This window comes from Sutterella sp. KLE1602, assembly GCF_001578585.1.
Lineage (GTDB): Bacteria > Pseudomonadota > Gammaproteobacteria > Burkholderiales > Burkholderiaceae_F > Sutterella > Sutterella wadsworthensis_A.
The window spans coordinates 150958-171577 of record NZ_KQ968527.1; the positions used below are offsets into that span (position 1 = coordinate 150958).

The 20620-nt window shown below is 64.1% G+C and carries 13 protein-coding genes; 6 read left to right on the forward strand and 7 right to left on the reverse strand.

Features of this window, described 5'->3' with window-relative positions:
- Positions 1-66 precede the first annotated feature (66 nt).
- Positions 67-1611, forward strand: coding sequence for a murein biosynthesis integral membrane protein MurJ (murJ, locus tag HMPREF3036_RS05665; protein ID WP_005435872.1), 1545 nt, complete (start codon positions 67-69; stop codon positions 1609-1611).
- Between the two features lie 94 nt (positions 1612-1705).
- Here the strand turns inward: murJ and HMPREF3036_RS05670 are convergent, their stop codons facing one another.
- The 7 genes from HMPREF3036_RS05670 to prmB form a co-directional block, all read right to left on the reverse strand.
- Complete coding sequence (locus tag HMPREF3036_RS05670) at positions 1706-2023, reverse strand: hypothetical protein (RefSeq protein WP_005435874.1); 318 nt, start codon at positions 2021-2023, stop codon at positions 1706-1708.
- A 190-nt stretch (positions 2024-2213) separates the two neighbouring features.
- Positions 2214-3359 (reverse strand): beta-aspartyl-peptidase, encoded by a 1146-nt coding sequence (iadA, locus tag HMPREF3036_RS05675; protein ID WP_005435884.1) that lies wholly within the window; start codon positions 3357-3359, stop codon positions 2214-2216.
- Between the two features lie 36 nt (positions 3360-3395).
- Complete coding sequence (gene dcuC / locus HMPREF3036_RS05680; protein WP_062332327.1) at positions 3396-4778, reverse strand: C4-dicarboxylate transporter DcuC; 1383 nt, start codon at positions 4776-4778, stop codon at positions 3396-3398.
- A gap of 309 nt (positions 4779-5087) precedes the next feature.
- The gene (locus HMPREF3036_RS05685) at positions 5088-5906 is read right to left on the reverse strand and encodes a MetQ/NlpA family ABC transporter substrate-binding protein (protein ID WP_005435886.1); all 819 of its coding nucleotides are present in this window, start codon (positions 5904-5906) and stop codon (positions 5088-5090) included.
- A 236-nt stretch (positions 5907-6142) separates the two neighbouring features.
- A complete protein-coding gene (speF, locus tag HMPREF3036_RS05690; protein ID WP_062332330.1) occupies positions 6143-8335 on the reverse strand; it encodes an ornithine decarboxylase SpeF in 2193 nt (730 codons plus the stop codon).
- Positions 8336-8569: 234 nt separating this feature from the next.
- Positions 8570-10498, reverse strand: coding sequence for an ABC-F family ATP-binding cassette domain-containing protein (locus HMPREF3036_RS05695; protein ID WP_062332332.1), 1929 nt, complete (start codon positions 10496-10498; stop codon positions 8570-8572).
- Positions 10499-10507: 9 nt separating this feature from the next.
- Positions 10508-11434, reverse strand: a complete 927-nt coding sequence (gene prmB / locus HMPREF3036_RS05700; RefSeq protein ID WP_062332334.1) for a 50S ribosomal protein L3 N(5)-glutamine methyltransferase — start codon at positions 11432-11434, stop codon at positions 10508-10510.
- Between the two features lie 275 nt (positions 11435-11709).
- Here prmB and smc point away from each other — a divergent pair, with 275 nt between their 5' ends.
- The 5 genes from smc to def all read left to right on the forward strand — a co-directional run bounded on the left by smc (position 11710) and on the right by def (position 20422).
- Positions 11710-15237 carry a chromosome segregation protein SMC gene (gene smc / locus HMPREF3036_RS05705; protein ID WP_062332337.1) on the forward strand — a complete coding sequence of 1176 codons (3528 nt, stop codon included), beginning with the start codon at positions 11710-11712 and terminating at the stop codon, positions 15235-15237.
- Between the two features lie 111 nt (positions 15238-15348).
- Positions 15349-16524, forward strand: a complete 1176-nt coding sequence (locus tag HMPREF3036_RS05710) for a hypothetical protein (protein ID WP_062332340.1) — start codon at positions 15349-15351, stop codon at positions 16522-16524.
- A gap of 98 nt (positions 16525-16622) precedes the next feature.
- Positions 16623-18938, forward strand: coding sequence for an NAD-dependent DNA ligase LigA (gene ligA / locus HMPREF3036_RS05715; protein ID WP_062332343.1), 2316 nt, complete (start codon positions 16623-16625; stop codon positions 18936-18938).
- A gap of 198 nt (positions 18939-19136) precedes the next feature.
- Positions 19137-19901, forward strand: coding sequence for an S-methyl-5'-thioinosine phosphorylase (locus tag HMPREF3036_RS05720; protein WP_062332345.1), 765 nt, complete (start codon positions 19137-19139; stop codon positions 19899-19901).
- Entirely contained in the window at positions 19898-20422 is a 525-nt protein-coding gene (gene def, locus HMPREF3036_RS05725; protein WP_062332347.1) for a peptide deformylase, read from the forward strand. The genes HMPREF3036_RS05720 and def overlap by 4 nt, the downstream gene beginning before the upstream one ends.
- Positions 20423-20620 lie beyond the last annotated feature (198 nt).

Here is a 20620-nt window from a genome sequence, read left to right on the forward strand (position 1 = left end):
TCCAAGCCGAGGGCGCGTTTTCTAGTAGAATTTTTTGCGATTTTCCAATTTCCGACGGGATGACACATGTCGCTCTTGAAGTCTGCTCTTACTGTTTCAGGCCTGACTCTGGTGAGCCGCGTCACGGGCGTGATCCGCGACATGCTCATCGCGCGCTTCTTCGGCGCCTCGGCCGAGACCGACGCGTTCTACGTTGCCTTCAGGCTTCCGAACATGCTGCGCCGCCTCTTTGCGGAGGGAGCCTTCCAGCAGGCCTTCGTTCCGATGCTCGCCGACGTGAAGGAGAGAAGCGAGGGCGAGGCGGGCACCTTCATCGACCACGTCTTCACCGTGCTCGCGCTTTCGGTCTTCGCCGCGAGCATCCTCGGCGTCGTGGCGGCGCCGCTGCTCGTTTGGGCGATCGCGAGCGGTCTTGCGTCGGCCCCCGAGGCCTTCGACCTCGCGAGCGCGCTCACCCGCTTCATGTTCCCCTACATCGCCTTCATGGCGCTCACGGCGCTTGCCGCTTCCGTCCTCAACACCTGGAAGCGCTTTGCGGTGCCGGCGGTGACGCCCGTTCTCCTCAACCTCTCCTTCATCGGCTGCACGGTGCTTCTCGCGCCTCGCATGGCCGAGCCCATCTGGGCGCTTGCCGTGGCGGTGATCCTGGGCGGCGTACTGCAGCTCGGCACCCAGTATCTGGCGCTTTGCAGGCTCGGGATCCGGGTGCGTCCCCGCGGGCTTCGGGACAGTCTGGCCGACGGTGACGTCAGGCGCGTCCTCAAGCTCATGGTGCCCGCGCTTTTCGGCGTGGGCGTCGCACAGCTTTCGATTCTCATCAACACGAACATCGCCTCCCATCTCGGCAAGGGCGCGGTCACCTGGCTCAACTACGCCGACCGCCTGATGGAGTTCCCGACGGCGCTTCTGGGCGTTGCGCTCGGCACCGTGCTCCTCCCTGGTCTCTCGAGCGCCTATGCGAAGGGCGACACGTCGCGCTACAACTCGCTCCTCGACAGGGGACTGAGGCTCGTCGTCCTCGTCGCCGTGCCCGCGGCCGTCGGCCTCTGGCTCACGAGCGAGGCACTCGTCTCCTTCCTCTTCCAAGGCAGAAGCTTCACGCCCGACGACGTGAGCCAGACCGCACTCGCTGTCGTGGGGTATTCGGTCGGCCTCATCGGGCTCATTGCGCTCAAGATCGTTGCTCCCGCCTTCTACGCCCGCAAGGACATCCGTACGCCCGTCAAGACCGCCTTCTGGAGCCTTGTGGTCGTGCAGCTCGTCAACCTGGTCTCCGTGCCGCTCTTCTCGCATGCGGGGCTTGCCCTTTCGGTCGGCGTCGGCAGCGTCTTCAATGCGGGTACGCTTCTGATCATCTTGATGCGCCGCGGCATCTACACGCCGCTTCCCGGGTGGGCGAAGGCGGTGCTTCGAATCGCGCTCGCCACTCTCCTCATGGGGGCGGGTCTCTGGTACGGGCAGACCTTCGTCTCCTGGACCACGATGCCGTGGCTCATGCGCGCGGGCGGCGTGCTCGCCATGGTGGCGGTCGCAGCCGTCGCCTACTTCGCCGTCATGTTCGCTTGCGGCTGGCGCCTCTCCGACCTGCGTCCCGGACGCGGAGACGACTGAGGGTCGAAATCAGGAACATTGAAAAAGGAAAAGGCACGGACAGCAGATCCGCGCCTTTTCCTTTTTGAAGTCTGTCCGTTCGGGAGTCAGGACCTTATTTGACGTCCTCTTCCTCGACCGCTTCTTCATCCTCTTCGTCCTCGCCGAGGGTGTCGATCTCGTCGAAGGTGAGGAAGGGCATGCGGGCGGGCCAGCCGATCAGTTCGTCCTCGCTCATGGCGTCGAGAGCCGCGGGGCCGAGGCGGGCCGTGTTGACGGCGTAGTTGAGCTTCGCGTACACGTGCACGAGGTCGTGGTTGAGCACTTCGAGCGCGTCTTCCTGATCGCCGTTTTCAACCTTCTGGAGCGCGTCCTGAAGCGCTTCGGAGGCATCGTTCAAGGTGGCCTGCAGCCATTCGAGTTCAATGTCCATGTGGTCCTCTTCTTTCTTTTCAACATGCGGCCGCACGGGCGGACGCACCAAAGGGAATTGTAAATCTCCTCAATGGGTCAGGCAAAGCCCCTGATTGTTGAAGAGTTGTCGAAAAAAAGGAGCCGTCCTCCCTGAGGGAGGACCGGCTCCTGAAAACGTGCGGACGCGGGCCTTTCGGCCTGTTTCGGCGTTAGTACTCGAACGTGCCCTTCACGAGGATTTCACCGTCGCGCATCATTTCGCGGCCGCGGGCGAAGACGCCCTTGAGCTCGAAGTCCTCGGTGAAGAGGCAGGCGTTGGCGCAGGCGCCCGTCTCGATGACGCCGTGGCCCTTGATGCCGAGGGCGCCGGCGACGTTCGAGGTCGTGAACGTGAGGGCCTGTTCGATCGGCATGTTGTGATCGCGGATGAGACGGATGGTTTCCTTGAGGTTTCCGTCCACGCCGCCCACGCCGAGGCCGACCATTTCGCCCTTGTCGTTGAAGCGGGGCACGGAACCGTGACCGTCGGTCGAGAGCGTGATGTGCGTCGGGTCGACGCCCGCGGCGATCGCCTCGACGACGGCTTGGGCAGGATGGTCGAAGCAGCAGGAGGCGCCCGTCGTGATGTCGATCCAGCCGCCCTTGAGGGCGAACTGGACGGCGGAGTCGAAGACGTGGCGGATGCGGCCGCAGTGGGTCGGGCGGATGTGCTTGACCGGGAAGCCGCGCGAGACGATTTCCTCATACATCGCGAAGGCGCCGGGAATGTTGCCGTTGTGGATGTGGAGGAAGCCGATCTTGCCTGCGAGCATGGCGCCGACGCGGATGTCGGCGAGCATGGAGAGGACCGTCTGGACGTCGGGGAAGCTCGAGCGGTGGTCGCCGAGGGCGATCTTCACGCCGAGGACCTCGGGAATGAAGAAGAGGTCGTTGCCGATGGAATCGGTGAGAAGCGTCGGCGGGCAGCGGTAGTTGGACGTGTACATCCAGGCGGAGACGCCTTCGGCCTGAAGGGCGCGGACCTTGGCGAGAAGGTTTGGGATGGAGCGCGTCGTGTAGTCGGTGCCGGAGACGCCGACGACGTCGGTCGTGCCGCAGGCGACGAGTTCGGAGAGCACGAGCTCGGGCGTGCGCGTGGCGGGACCGCCTTCACCGCCGCCGCCCGTGACGTGGATGTGCTGGTCGAAGAAGCCCGGGGTCATGATCATGCCGCCGGCTTCGACCGTCTGCAGGTCGGGGAGGTTGGGGGCGAGGTCCTTGCCGACGGCGAGGATGCGTTCATTGGCCATGAGCACGTCGACCACGCCGAGGTCCTTGGGCGCGAAGACGCGTGCGTTCTTGATGAGAATAGCCATTTCAGTTTCTCCTTGGGTGAAGGCCGTATTCCGTGGTTAGAGGAAGACGGCGGAGGCGGCGACGTTGACGATCAGCGCGAGAAGCATGACCGGAATCGTGCGCCTGATGATTTCGAAGGGCGTGAGGCCCGCAATGCCGGCGACGGCGATGATCACGCCTGCGATCGGGCACATCGTGCGGGCGATGCCGGCGGAGAGCTGGACGGGCACGACGAGCACGGCGGTGTTGATGCCCACGCTGGCGGCGGCTTCGGGAAGCAACGGCGAGAAGGCGAAGAAGGCGGCGTTGCCAGAGCCCGTCACGATCGTGGCGACGACCATGATGCCGAGCATGATGAAGAGCATCACCCAGACGCCGGCGCTTTCCATGGCAGCTGCGGCCTGAATCATCGTGGTGATGCCGCCCATCTTGTTCATGCCGAGCGCGAAGAGTTCGGCGCAGCAGATGAGGGCCACGGTGGAGGTGAAGACCTTGCCCATGCCTTCAAAGACGGCGCTCGTGCGCTTGCAGCATTCCTTGAAGTCGAAGTGCGTGATCAGGTCGACGAAGAAGGCGATCAGGATGGAGACCAGAATGCCGGTCTGCAGGGAAAGCTTGATGCCGTCGTAGACCATCGGCGAGAAGACGATGAGGAGAACGAGCGGGAACATCGGCAGAAGCGCGTAGTGCACGGGGCCCGCGCCTTCGAAGGCCTTCTCGAGGTCCTTCTGGTCGGCCTTGACGGGAGCGCCGTCGGCGACGCCGCGGGCAGCGTCGCGCTGGTCGAACCAGCGCTGGACAAAGAAGTGGCCGATGGCGACCGTGGCGATCACGCAGACGGCAACGGGAATCTGGCTCTGGACGAAGTAGGTGACGACGTCGGTCGACATCAGGTCGGCGGCACGCATGGCGTTCGAGGACGAGGGACCGAGGTCAAGGCAGCAGGTCGAGCCGATCACGGCGGCGGCCGAGGCGCGGGAGACGCCGAGCGCGACGAGGAGCGGATAGACGCTGGCCATCAGAAGAAGACCGAGGCCCACGGCGGAGTTGATGAAGAGCGCCATGAACTGGCCCACCACGTAGGTGATGGCGAGCAGCACGTACGGGGAGCGGACGGCGGAAAGCGGCTTGACGCAGAGCTTCACGAGCGCCTTGGAGGCGCCGATGCGGTCCATGTAGAAGGAGAAGCCCGCGATGAGCATGATGTTGAGGCCGAGGCCGGGAAGGCGGCCCTTCATCTGGTTCGTGAAGGCCTGAACGAAGTCGAAGCCCACGAAGTTCGTGCTCTTCTTCGCGTCGACGGGATCGACGCCCATGAGCCAGGCGCACACGAGCATGAGCAGGCCTGCGAGAAGAAGGACGATGGGCGGGTAGTAGTTCTTGAGCACGCAGTACGCCACGACGGCGATGACTGCGACGGTAATGAGGATGCCGAGCATTTTTTTCGGTCTCCCTTGTCGGTTGGATGTGTTGTTGGAATGATCGTGCCGACGGGAGTCCGGAGGGCGAAAGCCCCGGGAGGACGCAGGCCGGCCGCGTCAGGCCTGCCGTCCTTGGAGAAGTGAGGTGAAATTCATGGCGCCATCCTGACGGCGTCCCGTCCATCCGCTACTGCGAGTGGCGGGCGCGCGCCGTTATGGTAGCAGTTCACATGCCCGTTCAACAGAGGAGGTCATGGAAAACGCCTAGGGCCCGACGGAAGGCAGTCCGTGCGGGCCCTGAGGGAGGTCATGCGCAGAAGGCGGTGATTACCAGCTCGGCTTGATCGTGCCGTTGAAGGTCTTTTCGACGAAGGCCTTGACTTCGGGCGAGCGGTAGTACTTGACGAAGTCCTGAACGCTCTTGTCGTTCCTGCGGTCCTGATGCGCGGCGATGATGATGAGCGCGAACGGCGCCTCGAGGGACTCGAAGTAGAAGCCCTGCTTCTGCGGGGAGAGGCCCGCGCTGATGACGTAGTTCATCGGAATGACGGCGACGAGCGCATCATCGAGGCTGCGGGGCAGCTGGGCGGCCTCGAGCTCCCTGATCTTCAGGTTGCGCTTGTTCTCGACGATGTCGGCGAGAGAGGCCTCGCTGCCCATGCCTTCGGGAAGCTTGATGAGGCCCGCGGCCTGCAGGAGGAGAAGACCGCGTCCGCAGTTCGTCGGATCGTTCGGCACGGAGATGACCGCCCCTTCGGGAATGTCGGCAATGGACTTCACCTTGTTGGAGTAGAAGCCCATCGGCTGCACCACGGCGTTGCCCACGTTGGCGAGCTTCGTGCCCTTCTGCTTGTTGAAGTTGAGAAGGAAGGGCTCGTGCTGGTAGACCGCGGCGTCAAGCGCGCCGTCGTTGAGGGCCGTGTCGGGCGTCACGTAGTCGGTGAACTCGACCACCTCGACCTTGAGGCCGTTCTTCGCCGCGACCTTTGCGGCTTCGGTGACGATGGCGGCGTGCGGACCAGCGGTCACGCCCACGCGGAAGGGCTTTTCAGCCACCGCCTTTTCCTCGTCGCAGCCCGTGAGAAGAACTATGGCGCTGAGCGCCGTGACGGCGGCGAGAGACTTGATGAAGGTGCGCTTTTGCATGATGAACTCCTTGGGGGCGGCCTGTTGGTATGGGAAATCGAATGCGTATGCGGCCGTCCGATGGATTCATTTTGCGGGATGCCGTGCATCCGTGAAAGGTAATACCTCAAGTTTTCTTCACTGAAAACGCCTGATAGGTAATCGTCTCTAGGAGAATGTGCTTAGCCTGCGGGACCGGAGACAAAAACGGCCCGGAGGCCTTGCGGCTTCCGGGCCGTTTCCCGACGGAATCGAGGTCAGAGGGCTTTGCCGAGGAGTTCGGTCTCGCGCTCGTGCGTGAGCACGTTGGCCCAGGCGACCTGACGGCCGTCCTCGTCCTCCTCGATGTAGACGCCCTGCAGCTCGGGTGCAAAGCCCGGGAAGAGGTTGATGCCCTGCTCAAGGGCGAGGAAGTACTGCAGCACGGCGCCGCCCCAGACTTCGCCAGGTACCAGGCAGAGGACGCCCGGCGGGTAGGGAAGCGCGCCCTCGACGCCCACTCGACCCTCGGCCTCGCTCAGGCGCACGAGCTCGACGTTGTCGCGGATGAACTCGTAGTTGGCCTCCTGAGCGTTGAGCACACGCCTGGGGAAGTACTCCTTGCGGAACATCGCCTTCTGGAGGCCCTTGACGTTGACGGACTTGTAGAAGTCATGCATCTCCTGGCAGAGCTCGCGGATCGTGTAGCCCTTGTAGCGCTCCTTGTGGGCGTTATAGAGCTCGGGGAGCACTTCGGAGAGCGGCGCGTCATCGTCGACGAAGCTCTCGAAGCGGGCGATCTGCGTGATGAGGTGCGCCATCTTGGCATGGTCCTCGGCGGGCGTCATCAGGAAGAGGATCGAGTTGAGGTCGCTCTTTTCGGGGACGACGCCGTTCTCGCGAAGGAAGCTCGCGAGAATGGAGGCGGGAATGCCGAAGTCGGAGTACTCACCCGTCGTGGCGTTGATGCCCGGCGTGGTGAGCAGGAATTTGCACGGGTCGACGAAGTACTGCTGCGGTGCATAGCCTTCGAAGTGGTGCCACTTGTCCTTGGGATTGAAGGCGAAGAACCGGATGTCGGTCGCGATCTGCTCCGTCGGATAGCTGTCCCAGGCCTTGCCGTCGACCGTGGGCGGAATGAAGGGCTTGATGTAGTGGCAGCAGGCGAGCATTTCCTTGCGCGCATCGATCGCGACGCGCACGCAGTCGGCCCAGAGGCGGCGGCCGGATTCACCCTCGTGCATCTTCGCGTTGACGTCGAGCGCGGCGAAGAGCGGATAGAAGGGCGAGGTGGACGCGTGCATCATGAAGGCGTTGTTGAGGCGCTTGTGGGTGCAGTAACGCTTCTGGCCCTTGATGTGAAGGTCCTTCTTGTGGATCTGGGAGGTCTGCGAGAAGCCGGCCTGTTGCTTGTGGACGGACTGCGTCACGAAGATGCCGGGATCCTCGGGACCGAGGTCGAGCAGGAGCGGCGAGCAGTCCTTCATCATCGGGATGAACTGTTCGTAGCCGACCCAGGCGGAGTCGAAGAGGATGTAGTCGCACAGGCGGCCGATGCGGTCGACCACCTGACGGGCGTTGTAGATCGTGCCGTCGTAGGTGCCAAGCTGGATGACGGCGAGGCGAAACGGGCGCTTTTCATCGGCGCGCTCGGGCGCAACCTCGCGGATGAGCTCGCGCAGGTACTTCTCGTCGAAGCAGTGGTCGTCGATGCCGCCGATGAAGCCGTAGCTGTTGCGGGCGGTCTCGAGGTAGACGGGAGTCGCGCCCGCCTGAATGAGCGCGCCGTGATGGTTCGACTTGTGGTTGTTGCGGTCGAAGAGCACCAGATCGCCCGGCGTGAGAAGCGCATTGAGCACGACCTTGTTGGAGGCGGAGGTGCCGTTGAGGACGAAGTACGTCTTGTCGGCGTTGTAGATCTTGGCGGCCGCCATCTGGGCGGCACGGGGCACGCCTTCGTGGATGAGCAGGTCGCCCATCGCGACGTCGGCGTTGCAGAGGTCGGAGCGGAAGACGTTTTCGCCGAAGAAGTCGGCGAACTGACGGCCTGCCGGATGACGGCGGAAGAAGGCGCCGCCCTGGTGACCCGGACAGTCGAAGTGCACGTTGCCGTTGCGGACGTAGGACTCCATCTTGCCGAAGAAGGGCGGAAGAATCTGATCCTCGTACTTCTGGGCGGCGGCGTCGATCAGGCGACCGTAGAGGCCAACGTTGTCGGGCTGGGAGTTGATGACGGAGACGACCTTGCCGAAGAGCTCGGTCGGGAGCTTGGCGCCGTTGTTGAGCAGAATGACGGGAATGCCGAACGCCGTCGCCTCGACGCGTTCGAGCTGGCCCGAGAGCGCCTCGTCGGCCGTCATCACGACGGCCGAGACGCTCGTGAGGTCGGCCTTGTTGAGGTCGACGACGACGCGTTTGGACTTGAAGGCGTGCAGCGTGCCGGGCGTCGCTGCAATGTTGTATCTGCGCATGTGGGACTCCGTACGGGCGGAAAGGGCGTTGTCGGGAGGAAGGACCCCTGGTCGTGACGGCCCCTGAGGGTCGCCGGGGCTTTCCGATTTGCGTGAATCATATCAGCAAAAGAGGGCGCGGGACGCGTGAGGGAGCCGATGCGCATGCCTTTCGCATCGGTCGGTCGGGGCCGAATGAAGAAAGGCCGCCCATTTGCGGGACGGCCTTGCAGAAAAGGTGCGGCTCGGAGGACGTCAGCAGACGGCCTCGATTTCCTCGGAGAGTTCGAGCCAGCGCATTTCGAGCTCCTCGACGACGGGCTTGAGCTCGCCGTGTTCGCGAAGCACGCGGGCCACTTCGTCGGGATCAGTCGAGGTGTAGAAGTCGCCGTCGGCAAGGCGATCGGAGAGCTTCCTGAGCTCCTCGTTCTTCTGCGCGAGTTCCTTTTCGACCTTGGCAAGCTCCTTCTGCAGGGGCTTGCGCAGGGCGGCGATGCGCTGGCGCTCCTGAGCCTCGGCACGGCGGGCCTCCTTGCGGTTCTGGGAGGGCTCGCGCTCGCCGGACTCAAGCCTTTCGGCCTGATTCGCCGCCTTTTCGGCTGCGACCGTGGTGCGGCGGTGTTCAAGCACGAGCTGGGCGTAGTCGTCAAGGTCGCCGTCATAGGGCTGGACGGCCCCGTCGTGCACGAGGATGAGGCGCTCGGTCGTGGCACGCAGAAGATGGCGGTCATGCGAGACGATCAGCACTGCGCCCTCATAGGTGGAGAGCGCCATGGTCAGGGCCTCGCGCGTCTCCATGTCGAGGTGGTTCGTCGGTTCGTCGAGCACCAGAAGGTTGGGCTTGCGCCAGGCGAGGAGTGCGAGCGCAAGGCGGGCCTTCTCGCCGCCCGACATCGGGCCGACGGGGGCAGACGCAAAGTCGCCCGAGAAGCGGTAGATGCCGAGGTAGTCGCGAAGGTCCTGCTCGCGCACGTCGGGCGCCATGCGGCGCATGTGCTCGAGCGGACTTTCCTCGGGACGCAACTGATCGAGCTGATGCTGAGCGAAATAGCCGATCTCGAGACCCTGGCCGCGACGAAGTTCGCCCGCCATCGGAGCAAGGTCTCCGACGATGCCCTTGACGAGCGTGGACTTGCCTGCGCCGTTGACACCGAGGATGCCGATGCGCTCGCCCGAGCGAATCGAGAGCGTGACGCGGTCGATCACGACGCGCTCGTCATAGCCGAGGCGCAGGTTCTCCGTGTCGACGAGATGCTCGGGCAGGCGCACGGGCTTCGGAAATTCGAAGCGCCACTCGCGCTTGGCGCGCACAGGCTCGACGGCTTTGAGCTTTTCGAGCATCTTGATGCGGGACTGGGCCTGACGGGCCTTCGTCGCCTTGGCGCGGAAGCGCTCGATGAAGCTCGAGAGATGGGACGCCTCGCGCTCGTAGGCCTTGGCGGCCGCATCCTGCAGCCTGAGCTTTTCGATGCGCTGGGACTCGAAGGCGGAGTAGTTGCCTGCGTAGCGGCAGACGGTGTCGTCCTCGACGGACCAGATCGTCGTGACGGCGCGGTCCAGAAACTCGCGGTCATGCGAGATGATGACGACGGTCGCCTCGACGCGGCGCAGCCAGTTCTCGAGCCAGATGAGCGAGTCGATGTCGAGATGGTTCGTCGGCTCGTCAAGGAGAAGCAGGTCGGCGGGGCACATCAGGGCGCGTGCGAGCGCGATGCGGTTTCGCCAGCCGCCCGAGAAGTCGTAGACGGGGCGGTCGACGTCGGTCTGGCTGAAGCCGAGGCCCGCAAGGATGGTACGGGCCTGTGCGACGATCGCGCCTTCGTTGAGCTCGGCAAGATTGGCGTGGGCCTGAGCAAGACGCATGTCGTCGCCTGCCTTTTCGGCTTCGGCGAGTGCCGCGCGGGCGGCGATCAGGGGAGCGTGCCCCCCGAGAACGAAGTCGACGGCGGGGACGTTGTCGGCGACGAAGGACTGCGCCACATGGGCGATCCTGTCGCGGGGCGGCGTCTCGATGTCGCCGTCTTCGGGAGAGAGGTCGCCGAGCATGGCCGCAAAGAGCGTGGACTTGCCGCAGCCGTTGGGGCCGACGAGGCCGATGCGCTCGCCCGGCGCCGCAGTGAGCGTCGCATGACGGTAGAGGACGCGGGTGCCGCGGGAGAGCGCAAGGTTGAGAAGTCGGAGCATGACGCTGGATTACTGTTCGAAGTAGTTGAGGAGCGCTTCCTTCGTGACGAGGAAGACCTGGTCGTCGCCGCCCGAGGTGACGAGCCAGATGATCTCGAGGCCGGGAAAGGTCGCCTCGACCGCTTCGGCGCCGTCGCCCACTTCGACGATGATCATGCCGCCGTCATTGAGATGTGCGGCAGCTTCGGGAAGCATGCGGCGCACGACGTCCATGCCGTCGTCGCCTGCGCCGAGCGCCATGGCGGGCTCGTGACGGTATTCGGAGGGCAGCGTGTCCATGCTCGCCTGCGTGACGTAGGGCGGGTTGGAGATGATGATGTCGAACGTGCGGCCCTGCAGGTTTTCAAAGAGGTCGCCCTGAACGAGCTCGAGCGTCTCCTCCATGCCGTAGTCGCGGCGGTTGATTTTGGCGACCTCGAGCGCGTCGGGCGAGAGGTCGGAGCCCGTCACTTCGGCGTTCGGGAAGGTGCCCTGGGCGAGAATCGCGAGGCAGCCCGAACCCGTGCAGAGGTCGAGCACGCTGCCCACTTCATACGGATCCTCGACCCAGGGGGCGAGGTCCTCCTCAAGAAGCTCGGCAATGTAGGAGCGCGGAATCAGCGCACGCTCGTCGATGTAGAAGCGGTGCTCGGTGAGCCAGGCCTCGCGCAGCAGGTAGGCGGTCGGAACCTTTTCGTGGACGCGGCGGTCGATGAGGTGCACGAGTCGGGAGAGCTCGTTGTGCGTGAGCGCGGCGTCAAGGAACATGTCGAAGTGGTCGAACGGAAGCTTGAGGCCGCGGCAGATGAGGAAGGAGGCTTCCTCCCAGCTGTCGGGAGAGCCGTGGCCGTAGGAGATTTCGGCGTTTTCCATTTCCGTGATCGCCCAACGGAAGACGTCGCGGATGGTCTTCAGATTGTGAATGGGGTCATCAAGCAGCGGAGCAATTTCGTACATGGCGGTATCCAGTAAAGGGGCGGACGCGGCGAATGCGGCGCCCGCGGGAACGCGGAAAACGGAGGGCGCGCAGGCGATGCGCAGGTCCGAAGGATCGGACACGGCGCGTCTGCGGCGATGCCCGACATTATAAGGTCGGCGGGGGCGACCGTCCGTGCAGGGGGATGTCCCGCGGGCGGCCCTCATTTAGAATAGGCAGACACGCCTGTTTGCGCCGCCGGTCTGCGGCGCAACGGGCCTTCCATCAACCGGCCGCACCTTTTCAGGAGACCTTCTTGCGCTTACGTCAGATCAAGCTCGCAGGCTTCAAGAGCTTTGCCGATCCGGCGCTCATCGAGCTCGAGCATCCCGTTGTCGGGATCGTCGGACCCAACGGCTGCGGCAAGTCGAACATCATCGACGCCGTTCGCTGGGTGCTCGGCGAGGCGCGCGTCTCTGAACTGCGCGGCTCGTCCTCGATGCGTGAGCTGATCTTCGCGGGCTCGACCACGCGCCACGCTCTCGGGCGCGCGAGCGTGGAGCTCATCCTCACGAACGACGACGGACGCCTCAAGGGGGCGTGGTCGGAATTCGGCGAAATCAGCGTGAAGCGAGTCGTGACGGCCGAAGGTCAGTCCGCCTACTACATCAATCATCAGCAGGTGCGCCGCCGAGACGTGCAGGAGATCTTCCTCGGCACGGGGCTCGGGCCTCGCAGCTACGCCATCATCTCCCAGGGGATGATCTCGAACTTCATCCGCGCCAAGCCCGAGGAGATGCGCGTCTATCTAGAGGAGGCCGCGGGCGTCTCGCTCTACCGCGAGCGACGCAGGGAGACGGAGTCGCTTCTCAGTCAGACGAGGGGCAACCTCGAGCGCGTGCGCGACATGCAGGCCGTCAAGGAAGAGGAGGCCGCAAGGCTTGAGGGCGAGGCGCAGCTCGCAGGGAAGTGGCGTGCGCTCACGGACGAGCGCAACGCCGCCGAATCCCTCTGGTACTGGATCCAGTATGAGGACGTGAAAAGAACGCTCGACGGGATTGCCGCCGACATTGCGCGCGGCGAGGCCGAGATCGAGGCCAGAAAGGCCGACGCCGCCCGTGAAGCGGCGTCGCTTCCCGCGCTCGAGTCCGCGGCACGCGAGGCTGAGGCGAAGGAGCTTGAGGCCGCTGCAGGACTGAGGCAGGCCGAACGTGCGCTCACCAAAGCCGAAGCCGAGGAAAGACGGCAGCGCGAACGCAGGGCCGGAGCGGAAAGAGCCGCAGCCGAAGCCCGAGAGGCAAAGGCGGCCAAGGAAAGGCGCCTTGCCGAGACTGTTTCCGCCAGAGAGGCCCAGGCATCCGAGACTGACGAGCTTGAGGAGACGATTGCGCTCTCGGGCGAAGAGGAGGCTGCGGCACAGGAGGAGGTTCTCTCCGCCGAGGACGCCCTGAACGACGTCAATGCCCGCGCGGCCGAAGCTCGAAGAGCCGAGTCCGACGCGAAGGCTCAGGCACGTGTTGCACATGCGCGGCTTGAGGCGGCCGAGCGCCGTGCCGAGGATCTCAGACAGCGTCTTCTGAGGCTTGCAGCTTCCGAGGGAACGCTCGAAGCGCCTGACAAGGAGGGGCTCGAGGCGATGAAGCTCGACTTCGAGGAGGCTCAGGCCGCCGCAGAGGAGGCGCGCGCACTTGAAGAGGAGGCGGCTGAGGCGGCAGCAGAGGCGAGACGCAGAAGAGACGCCGCCAACGAGGCTTATTTTGCGGCTCTTGCTCAGGAAAAGGAAACGGCCGCGAAGCTCGACGCCCTTGAGGCCGTCGAGGCGGGGGTTCAGGCAAAGGGGCGGCTTGCCGAATTCGAGGCCGCCGAAGGGCTTGACGGTCTTCCGCGCCTGTCCGAGGCGCTTTCGGCCGACCCCGAATGGGTGACGGCCGTCGAGGCCGTTGTCGGATCGAGGCTGGGAGCACGCTTCTTGAGCCGGCTCGGCATGGCTCAGGGCTACGAGAGCCGCCGGCCGCCCGCCGCCATCTCGTTCGTTGAACGAGGTGAGACGCAGGAGGGCCGCCCTGCACTCGAGCTCGACGGCGTCAGGCTGGAACCCATCACCTCGCACGTCAGGTGCCGTTCGTCCGACGCGACGGCGGCTCTCGCGGACGTTGCGGCGAACGTCTACTGCGTGAAGAGCCTTTCGGAGGGGCTGGCTTTGAGAGCCAGGCTTCCCGAAGGCGTCACGCTGGTGACTCCGAAGGGCGACCGGCTCACGAGCCGAAGCCTTGTCGTCTGGACGGCGAGCAATCCGGGACAGTCCGTGCTCTCTCGCCAGCAGGAGATCTCCGCACTCAGGGACTGCCTTCATGAGCTTGAGGACAGGCTGGGCAAGCTTGATGACGACAGGAATGCGGCCGGAGCGGCGGCCGAGGCCGCTGAACGGACCGCACGCACTTCGGCTCAGGGCGCCCGTGCTGCTGAGGCGGGGGTGGCCGACCTGAGGCTCAGGATCAAGGCGGCGGAGGCGGCGGTGGCGGCCCACGAGACCCGTCTTGCCGATCTGCGTCGCAGCAGGGAGGAGCTTGAGGCCGAAGGCGAGGAGGCCAGAGCGCTTGCCGAAGAGGCGGGCGTAGCGGCAGACGAGGCGGAGGCGGCGTCAGAACGCGCCGTGCGCGCTGCCGCAGGATTCACGTCCGAACTTGCGCGAGCCGACATGCGCTTCAAGACGAAGACGGCTGCGCTTGCGGCCGTGAGGCACAAGGCGGAGCTGGCACGCGCGAAGCTGCGGCAGCTTTCGGAGTCGGCCCGTCTGTATGCACAGAGCGAGGCGGCTCTTCGAAGCGACATCGCCCGAGAGGAGGCGCGTCTTGTCGAGGCCTCCAGGCTCCTTGAGGAGAGCGCGAAGGTGCTCGGCGACGCGGCGTCGGCCGCTGCCCTCAAGGTGCTTGAAGAGGCGGAGCGTGCGCATGCCGCACGTCGCGACGCGACGGCCGCGGCCAGACTTGCGCTCACCGAGGCTCAGGGCCGCTGGCAGGCCGCGCAGGCGGACGTCATGCCCATGACGGAGGCGCTCGGCGTCAAGAGAGTCGAGCAGCAGATGAAGGAAAGCCTTCGGACTCAGTTTGAGGAGAGGCTCGATGAGCTCAAGGCCGACAGGACGGATCTTGCGCGTCGCGCGGCGGAGCGTCCGCAGAAGGCTCAGAGCCTTCGCGCCAAGGTGCTGAGGCTCATCAGCGAGATTGCAGGATTGGGTCCCGTCAATCATGCCGCGCTCGAGCACCTCGAGGCGGTGAGAAGGACGCTCGAGGCGACGGCCAGACAGGTGGAGGACCTTGAAAAGGGCATTGAAACTCTGGAGGCCGCCATCAGAAAGATCGATGCGGAGACCAGAGGACGTCTCAGGGAGACGTTCGAGGAGGTGAACGGTCACTTTGCCGAGACGTTCTCCGAGCTCTTCGGAGGCGGCGTCGCCTCGCTCGTCATGTCGGGAGACGATGTGCTCAACGCGGGCGTCGAGGTGAAGGCTCAGCCGCCGGGCAAGAAGAACGCGGGCGTGAAGCTGCTTTCGGGCGGCGAGCAGGCCCTCGCGGCCACGGCGCTCGTCTTTGCGATCTTCAGGCTCAATCCCGCTCCCTTCTGCCTGCTTGACGAAGTGGATGCACCCCTTGACGAGGCCAATCAGGCGAGGCTTGCAGGTCTGTGCCGCCGCATGTCGAGCGAGACGCAGTTCCTCATGATCACGCATCATCGCGTGACGATGGAGTTCGCGGGAGCGCTTGTGGGCGTAACGATGAAGGAGCCCGGCGTGAGCCGCGTCGTGAGCGTCGACATCGAGAACGCGGTCCGCATGGCGAACTGACGCCTGCGGTTCCGCGTCCCGCACGCGCGTCGTGGCGAATCCGTCAAAAGTGCGTACAATCAACAGAAGCTGCGCCCGCGTCGGGCGCCCACAAAGCCGGACATAATTCAAATGAGTCAGACTCAGATCATTCTTATCGTGGCCGCCCTGGTGGTCATTGCCTTCTTCTTCTGGCGCTCGATGCGCGAGGAGCGCCGCATGCGCGCAAGCCGAAAGGCCCGCCTGCAGGCGGGAGGCGACGTTCGCAAGGACGTGCTCGCCGAAGAGAAGCCCGAGCCTCGCGTCGAGCCTCAGCTCGAGGACATGGTGGACGACGACGAGCCGCACGAGGCGGTTCAGTCTGCCTCCAGGGACGACCTTCCGTCTGAAAAGCCGCCCGTCTACGAGCGTTTCGCCGAGGAGCAGAAGGCGCGCCTTGAGCGCGAGGCCGCCCGCGGCGGGCGAAAGGCAGGCCGCATCGCCGGCATCGAAAAGCCGCCCGTCGACCACGGCATCCAGTGGGTGCTCGACGTGACGCCCTATGAAGGCAAGACCTTCCCGCTCGGTTCCATGGACTCCCTTGTCACGCAGATCCGACAGCTTTCGCTGCCGCTGCCCGTGTCGCTTTGGGCGAAGTCCGCTGAGGACGGCCTCTACTATCCGTCCGAATGCCTGCCTGCGGAGGCCGTTCACATCGTCGCGACGATCCTGATCGCCAATCGTGCCGCCGTGCTTGACGACGTTTCCGCCTCGAGTTTCCTGCAGGTGCTCGAGCAGACTGCCGCCCAGAACGACGTTGACGTGCGCACATCCTGCGACATCAAGACGGCGGTCTCGACGGCTGTTCAGATCTCCCGCTTCATCCACTACTACGACAAGCTGATTGAGGTTTCGATCGTCCCCGCTCCGCGTGAGGAGGGCCTGACGCTCGAGGAGGTGACGAAGGTTGCCGAGGGCGCGGGCTTCGTCAGCGCGAGCGGCCGTTGGGAGCTTCGAATCGACGAAGGTTCCAGAGAGCCTCTGATGACGCTCTCGCTGGCGGGTGCCGACTCCTCCCAGCTGCGCCTTTCCTTTGACGTCCCCCTTGCCAACGTGCCGCGCGGCGACCTCAAGCGCTTCTTCCAGCTTGCAAACCACATCGCCTGCCATCTCGGCGGCGTCTGGGTCGACGGCGCGGGCAACCGCATCGAGGCTGCAGGCGGCCTGATCCTTCAGGACGAGATCGAGCATCAGGACGCGCAGATGGCCGCCAGCGGCGTGCGTCCCGGCTCCGAGCGCGCAAGGCTCCTCTTCTCGAGAAGCGCCTGACGCAGGATCCGCGTCAAGCATCATTCACTGCCCGCCGCATTCGGACGCAAGCCGCCCGGCGGCGGGCTTTTCTTCTTCGCTTCTTCGGAATGCAAGATATGACCGAACCGACAAAGACTGAAACCCTCGCGAACGACGACTTCGATGGTGCCGCAAAGGCTGCGGCGATCGAGCCCTCCAGGGCCCCCGCCCGCATGCGTGAGCTCGAGAAGCTCGTAGAGACCTGGGACTACGAGTACTTCGTGCTTGACAATCCGAGCGTTCCCGACGCCGAATACGACCGCACGTTCAATGAGCTCAAGGCTCTTGAGGCCAGATTTCCTGAATGGAAGAGTCCTGCCTCGCCCACGGCCCGCGTGGGCGGTGCTGTTCGAAGCGACCTTGCAAAGGTCGTGCACGCCGTGCCGATGCTTTCCATTCACACCGAGACCGACTTTTCGAGCGAGGGTGCGGCGGCATTCGACCGCCGCGTGCGCAGCGAACTCGGGCTCGCGGATGAGGATCCTGCCGTGGCGTACGACTGCGAGCTCAAGTTTGACGGTCTGGCAACGAATCTTCGTTATGAAAAGGGCGTTCTCGTACAGGCCGCCACTCGCGGCGACGGCAGTGCAGGGGAGGACGTGACCGCGAATGCGCGCACGATCCGCACGATCCCGCTTCGTCTGGAGGGCGACTTCCCCGACGTGCTGGAGGTGCGCGGCGAGGTGATCATGCATCGCGACGACTTCGAGGCGCTCAACCGCCGTCAGGCAGAGGAGGGGCAAAAGACCTTCGTCAATCCGAGAAATGCGGCGGCGGGGTCCCTGCGCCAGCTCGATCCTGCAGTGACCGCACGCAGGACGCTTCATTTTTACGCCTATGCGCTGGGTGAAGTCTCGGGCGGCGAATTCGCGCCCACGCAGACGGAAGTTCTCGACAGACTTGCGTCGCTCGGGTTCCCTGTTGCGGACGTCCGCCGAAGGGTCGAGGGGCCGACAGCGCTCGCGACCTTTCATGATGAGGTGGCAGAGATCAGACACACGCTGCCCTTCGACATCGACGGCGTCGTCTACAAGGTGGACAGTCTTGAGCTTCAGAGGGAGCTCGGCTTCATTGCTCGCGAGCCCCGCTGGGCCTGCGCCCACAAGTACCCGCCCGAAGAGGCTCTGACGGTCTGCGAAGCCATCGACATTCAAGTCGGGCGCACGGGCAAGCTCACGCCTGTCGCGCGCTTGAAGCCCGTTTTCGTCGGCGGCGTGACCGTCTCGAACGCCACTCTTCACAACGAGGACCATATTGCGGGCCTTGATCTGCGCCCCGGCGACACGGTCGTGGTCCGCAGGGCGGGGGACGTGATTCCCGAGGTGGTGCGCGTCGTGCACGAGCGCCGTCCAGAGGGTACCGTGCCGTTTGCAATGCCGTCCGTCTGCCCTGTCTGTGGGTCGGCCACGATCCGCGACGAGGAGGAGAAGGACACGCGATGCACGGGCGGTCTGTACTGTCCGTCGCAGATGAAGCTCTCCCTCGTTCACTTTGCCTCCCGCAGGGCCATGGGCATCGACGGGCTCGGTGAGAAGATCGTCAACATGCTTGTGGACGAAGGGCTGGTGAAGAGTCCGGCCGACATCTTCACGCTCAAGCCTGAGGATCTCATCGCGCCGACAACGGCGACGAAGGATCTTGAGAAGCCCGTCAAGCGCATGGGGCCGAAGGCCGCTTCGAACCTGCTTGAAAGCATCGGGAAGGCGAAGCACACGACGTTCGCCCGCTTCATTTTCGCGCTCGGATGCAGGCATGTGGGTGAGGCGACCGCGTTGTCGCTTGCGCAGCACTTCTGCACGCTTGCCAATCTTGAGGCCGCCGACGTGGAGGCGCTCACAAAGGTTGATGACGTGGGTGAGATCATCGCCGAGAGCATTCATGCCTTCCTGAAGGAGCCGCACAACCGAACCGTGATCGAGGCGCTCGTTGCCTCCGGCGTCGTCTGGCCCGTGGTGGAGCCCAGGCCTGCAGCGGAGGCCTCCGAGGTTGCGGGCAAAACCTTCGTGCTGACGGGGACCTTGCCCACGCTCACGCGCGACGAAGCAAAAGACCGTCTCATCGCGGCGGGCGCCAAGGTGTCGGGTTCCGTCAGCAAAAAGACCGACTTCGTGGTTGCGGGTGCGGAGGCGGGTTCCAAGCTCGAGAAGGCGCAGACACTGGGTGTGAAGGTGATCGACGAGGAAACTCTCCTGGCCATGCTCGAGGGCGGCGTTTCAAGCGAAAAGCTTGTTGTGACGCCTGAGGCTGAGGAAGAGGAGAAGGCGGCGGCCGAGGGGGCGGTCAGTACTCAGGATGCTTCCGACACACCTGCCAATCCTGAAGAGAAACGGGCTGCAGGGACGGAGGTGGGGAAAACGGACGACGAAGGCCCGCAGCAGGGCGCCCTTTTCTGAGCCTGATCCGCAGAGGCATTGACGGAGCGTGGTTGTTCAATTTTTCAACTGCGCTTCGTCATGATGCGGTGGAAGGCCCTGTTACGGAGCGGGAATGTGCGAGGGCTATACACGTATCAGGTTCCCGGCTCTTTTAGAATTGAAGATCGCCTGCTGTCGGCGGTTGCCAGAGAAAGAAATCATTTTGAGGAAAGTGAGATGCTTGCATTGATCGGCGGATCCGGCTTTACCGGCAACGACGTCATTGAGGACTGCGAGGAAATTGAGATTACAACGCCCTGGGGGGCTCCGAGCGCACCGCTTGTCTTCGGACGCCTCGGCGGAAGGTCGATCGTCTTCCTGCGTCGTCACGGCGTGAAGCATGAGTTCGCCCCGCACAGGGTGCCCTACCGTGCAAACATCTGGGCGCTGCAGAAGGCGGGCGTGGAGGGTGTGATCGCCGTCGGGACCGTGGGCGGTGTTGCGCCGGACATGGGGCCCGGCCGCATTGCGGTCCCCGATCAGCTGCTTGACTACACCTGGGGCCGTGAAGTCACTTATTACGATGACTTCGGGACTGCCGGCATGAAGCACGTCGACATGACGTGGCCGTTCGACAGGGCGTTGAGCGACAGACTGGTTGAGGCCGCGGAAAGGCTCGGTGCGGGCGTGAGGACTGCGGGCGTCTATGCGTGCACTCAGGGTCCGAGACTGGAGACGGCGGCCGAGGTGAGGCGCATGTGCAGGGACGGAGCCGACATGATCGGCATGACGCTTTATCCCGAGTGTGCCCTTGCCAGGGAGCTTGACCTTCCTTATGCGGGCATCTGTGTTTCCGTCAACCATGCCGCAGGCATGGGTGACTGTGCCGATGAGATCGACTTCGCGTCGCTTGAGTCGTCGCTTGCGCGTGCCGTCAGGGGCGTCGTCGACATCGTCAGGGAGACCGTGCGTGCTGATGCGCAGAAGGGAGGGGCCGAATGATCCGTCCCGTGTTGAAGATGGGCGAGGAGCTGCTTCTTGAGAAGGCGATGCCTGTGAAGGCGTTCGGTACGCCCGAGCTCCGGAGGCTTGTGGTCGACATGTGGGACACCATGGACGTCGAGGGCGGCATCGGCATTGCCGCACCTCAGGTGGGCGTCTCGCTTCAGGTCATCTGCTTCGGTACGAAGGAGAGCGAGGAGGCTTCGGGCGCACGCAGGGTTCCGAGAACCGTGCTCATCAATCCCGTTGTCGAACCCGTCGGCGAAGAGACGATGAGCGCCTGGGAAGGTTGCCTCTCGGTGCCGGGGCTTCGCGGCAGAGTTGTGAGGCCGGTTGCGGTCCGATACAAGGGGTTTGACCTTGAGGGCAACAGGATCGAGCGAACGGTCGACGGGCTGCACGCCAGAGTCGTCCAGCACGAGGCCGATCATCTGGTCGGCATTCTCTATCCGATGCGCGTAACGGACTGGCGGACCTTCGGGTACTCGGAGGTTCTCTTTCCCGAAAAATCCAAGGCGTGAGCCGGAGGGATACCGTGTTTGCGGTATTTTTGCGACAAGTCTTGACAAAGCCTGCGGAAAGGTGTTTAATTTCAATCCTTCGCTGACGACGCCAAGTCATCAGCGAATAAATTTGACAAAGAGTTGATGAGTTGGTAAACTCACAATTCTGTGCTCTTAGGAGTGCTGTTCTTTAAAAATCAGAATTCAACGAACCGA

Bases quoted from the DNA above. Each gene is read 5' to 3' on its own strand.
- murJ (WP_005435872.1), top strand. From the start codon at position 67: ATGTCGCTCTTGAAGTCTGCTCTTACTGTTTCAGGCCTGACTCTGGTG.
- HMPREF3036_RS05670 (WP_005435874.1), bottom strand. From the start codon at position 2,023: ATGGACATTGAACTCGAATGGCTGCAGGCCACCTTGAACGATGCCTCC.
- iadA (WP_005435884.1), bottom strand. From the start codon at position 3,359: ATGGCTATTCTCATCAAGAACGCACGCGTCTTCGCGCCCAAGGACCTC.
- dcuC (WP_062332327.1), bottom strand. From the start codon at position 4,778: ATGCTCGGCATCCTCATTACCGTCGCAGTCATCGCCGTCGTGGCGTAC.
- HMPREF3036_RS05685 (WP_005435886.1), bottom strand. From the start codon at position 5,906: ATGCAAAAGCGCACCTTCATCAAGTCTCTCGCCGCCGTCACGGCGCTC.
- speF (WP_062332330.1), bottom strand. From the start codon at position 8,335: ATGCGCAGATACAACATTGCAGCGACGCCCGGCACGCTGCACGCCTTC.
- HMPREF3036_RS05695 (WP_062332332.1), bottom strand. From the start codon at position 10,498: ATGCTCCGACTTCTCAACCTTGCGCTCTCCCGCGGCACCCGCGTCCTC.
- prmB (WP_062332334.1), bottom strand. From the start codon at position 11,434: ATGTACGAAATTGCTCCGCTGCTTGATGACCCCATTCACAATCTGAAG.
- HMPREF3036_RS05710 (WP_062332340.1), top strand. From the start codon at position 15,349: ATGAGTCAGACTCAGATCATTCTTATCGTGGCCGCCCTGGTGGTCATT.
- ligA (WP_062332343.1), top strand. From the start codon at position 16,623: ATGACCGAACCGACAAAGACTGAAACCCTCGCGAACGACGACTTCGAT.
- HMPREF3036_RS05720 (WP_062332345.1), top strand. From the start codon at position 19,137: ATGCTTGCATTGATCGGCGGATCCGGCTTTACCGGCAACGACGTCATT.
- def (WP_062332347.1), top strand. From the start codon at position 19,898: ATGATCCGTCCCGTGTTGAAGATGGGCGAGGAGCTGCTTCTTGAGAAG.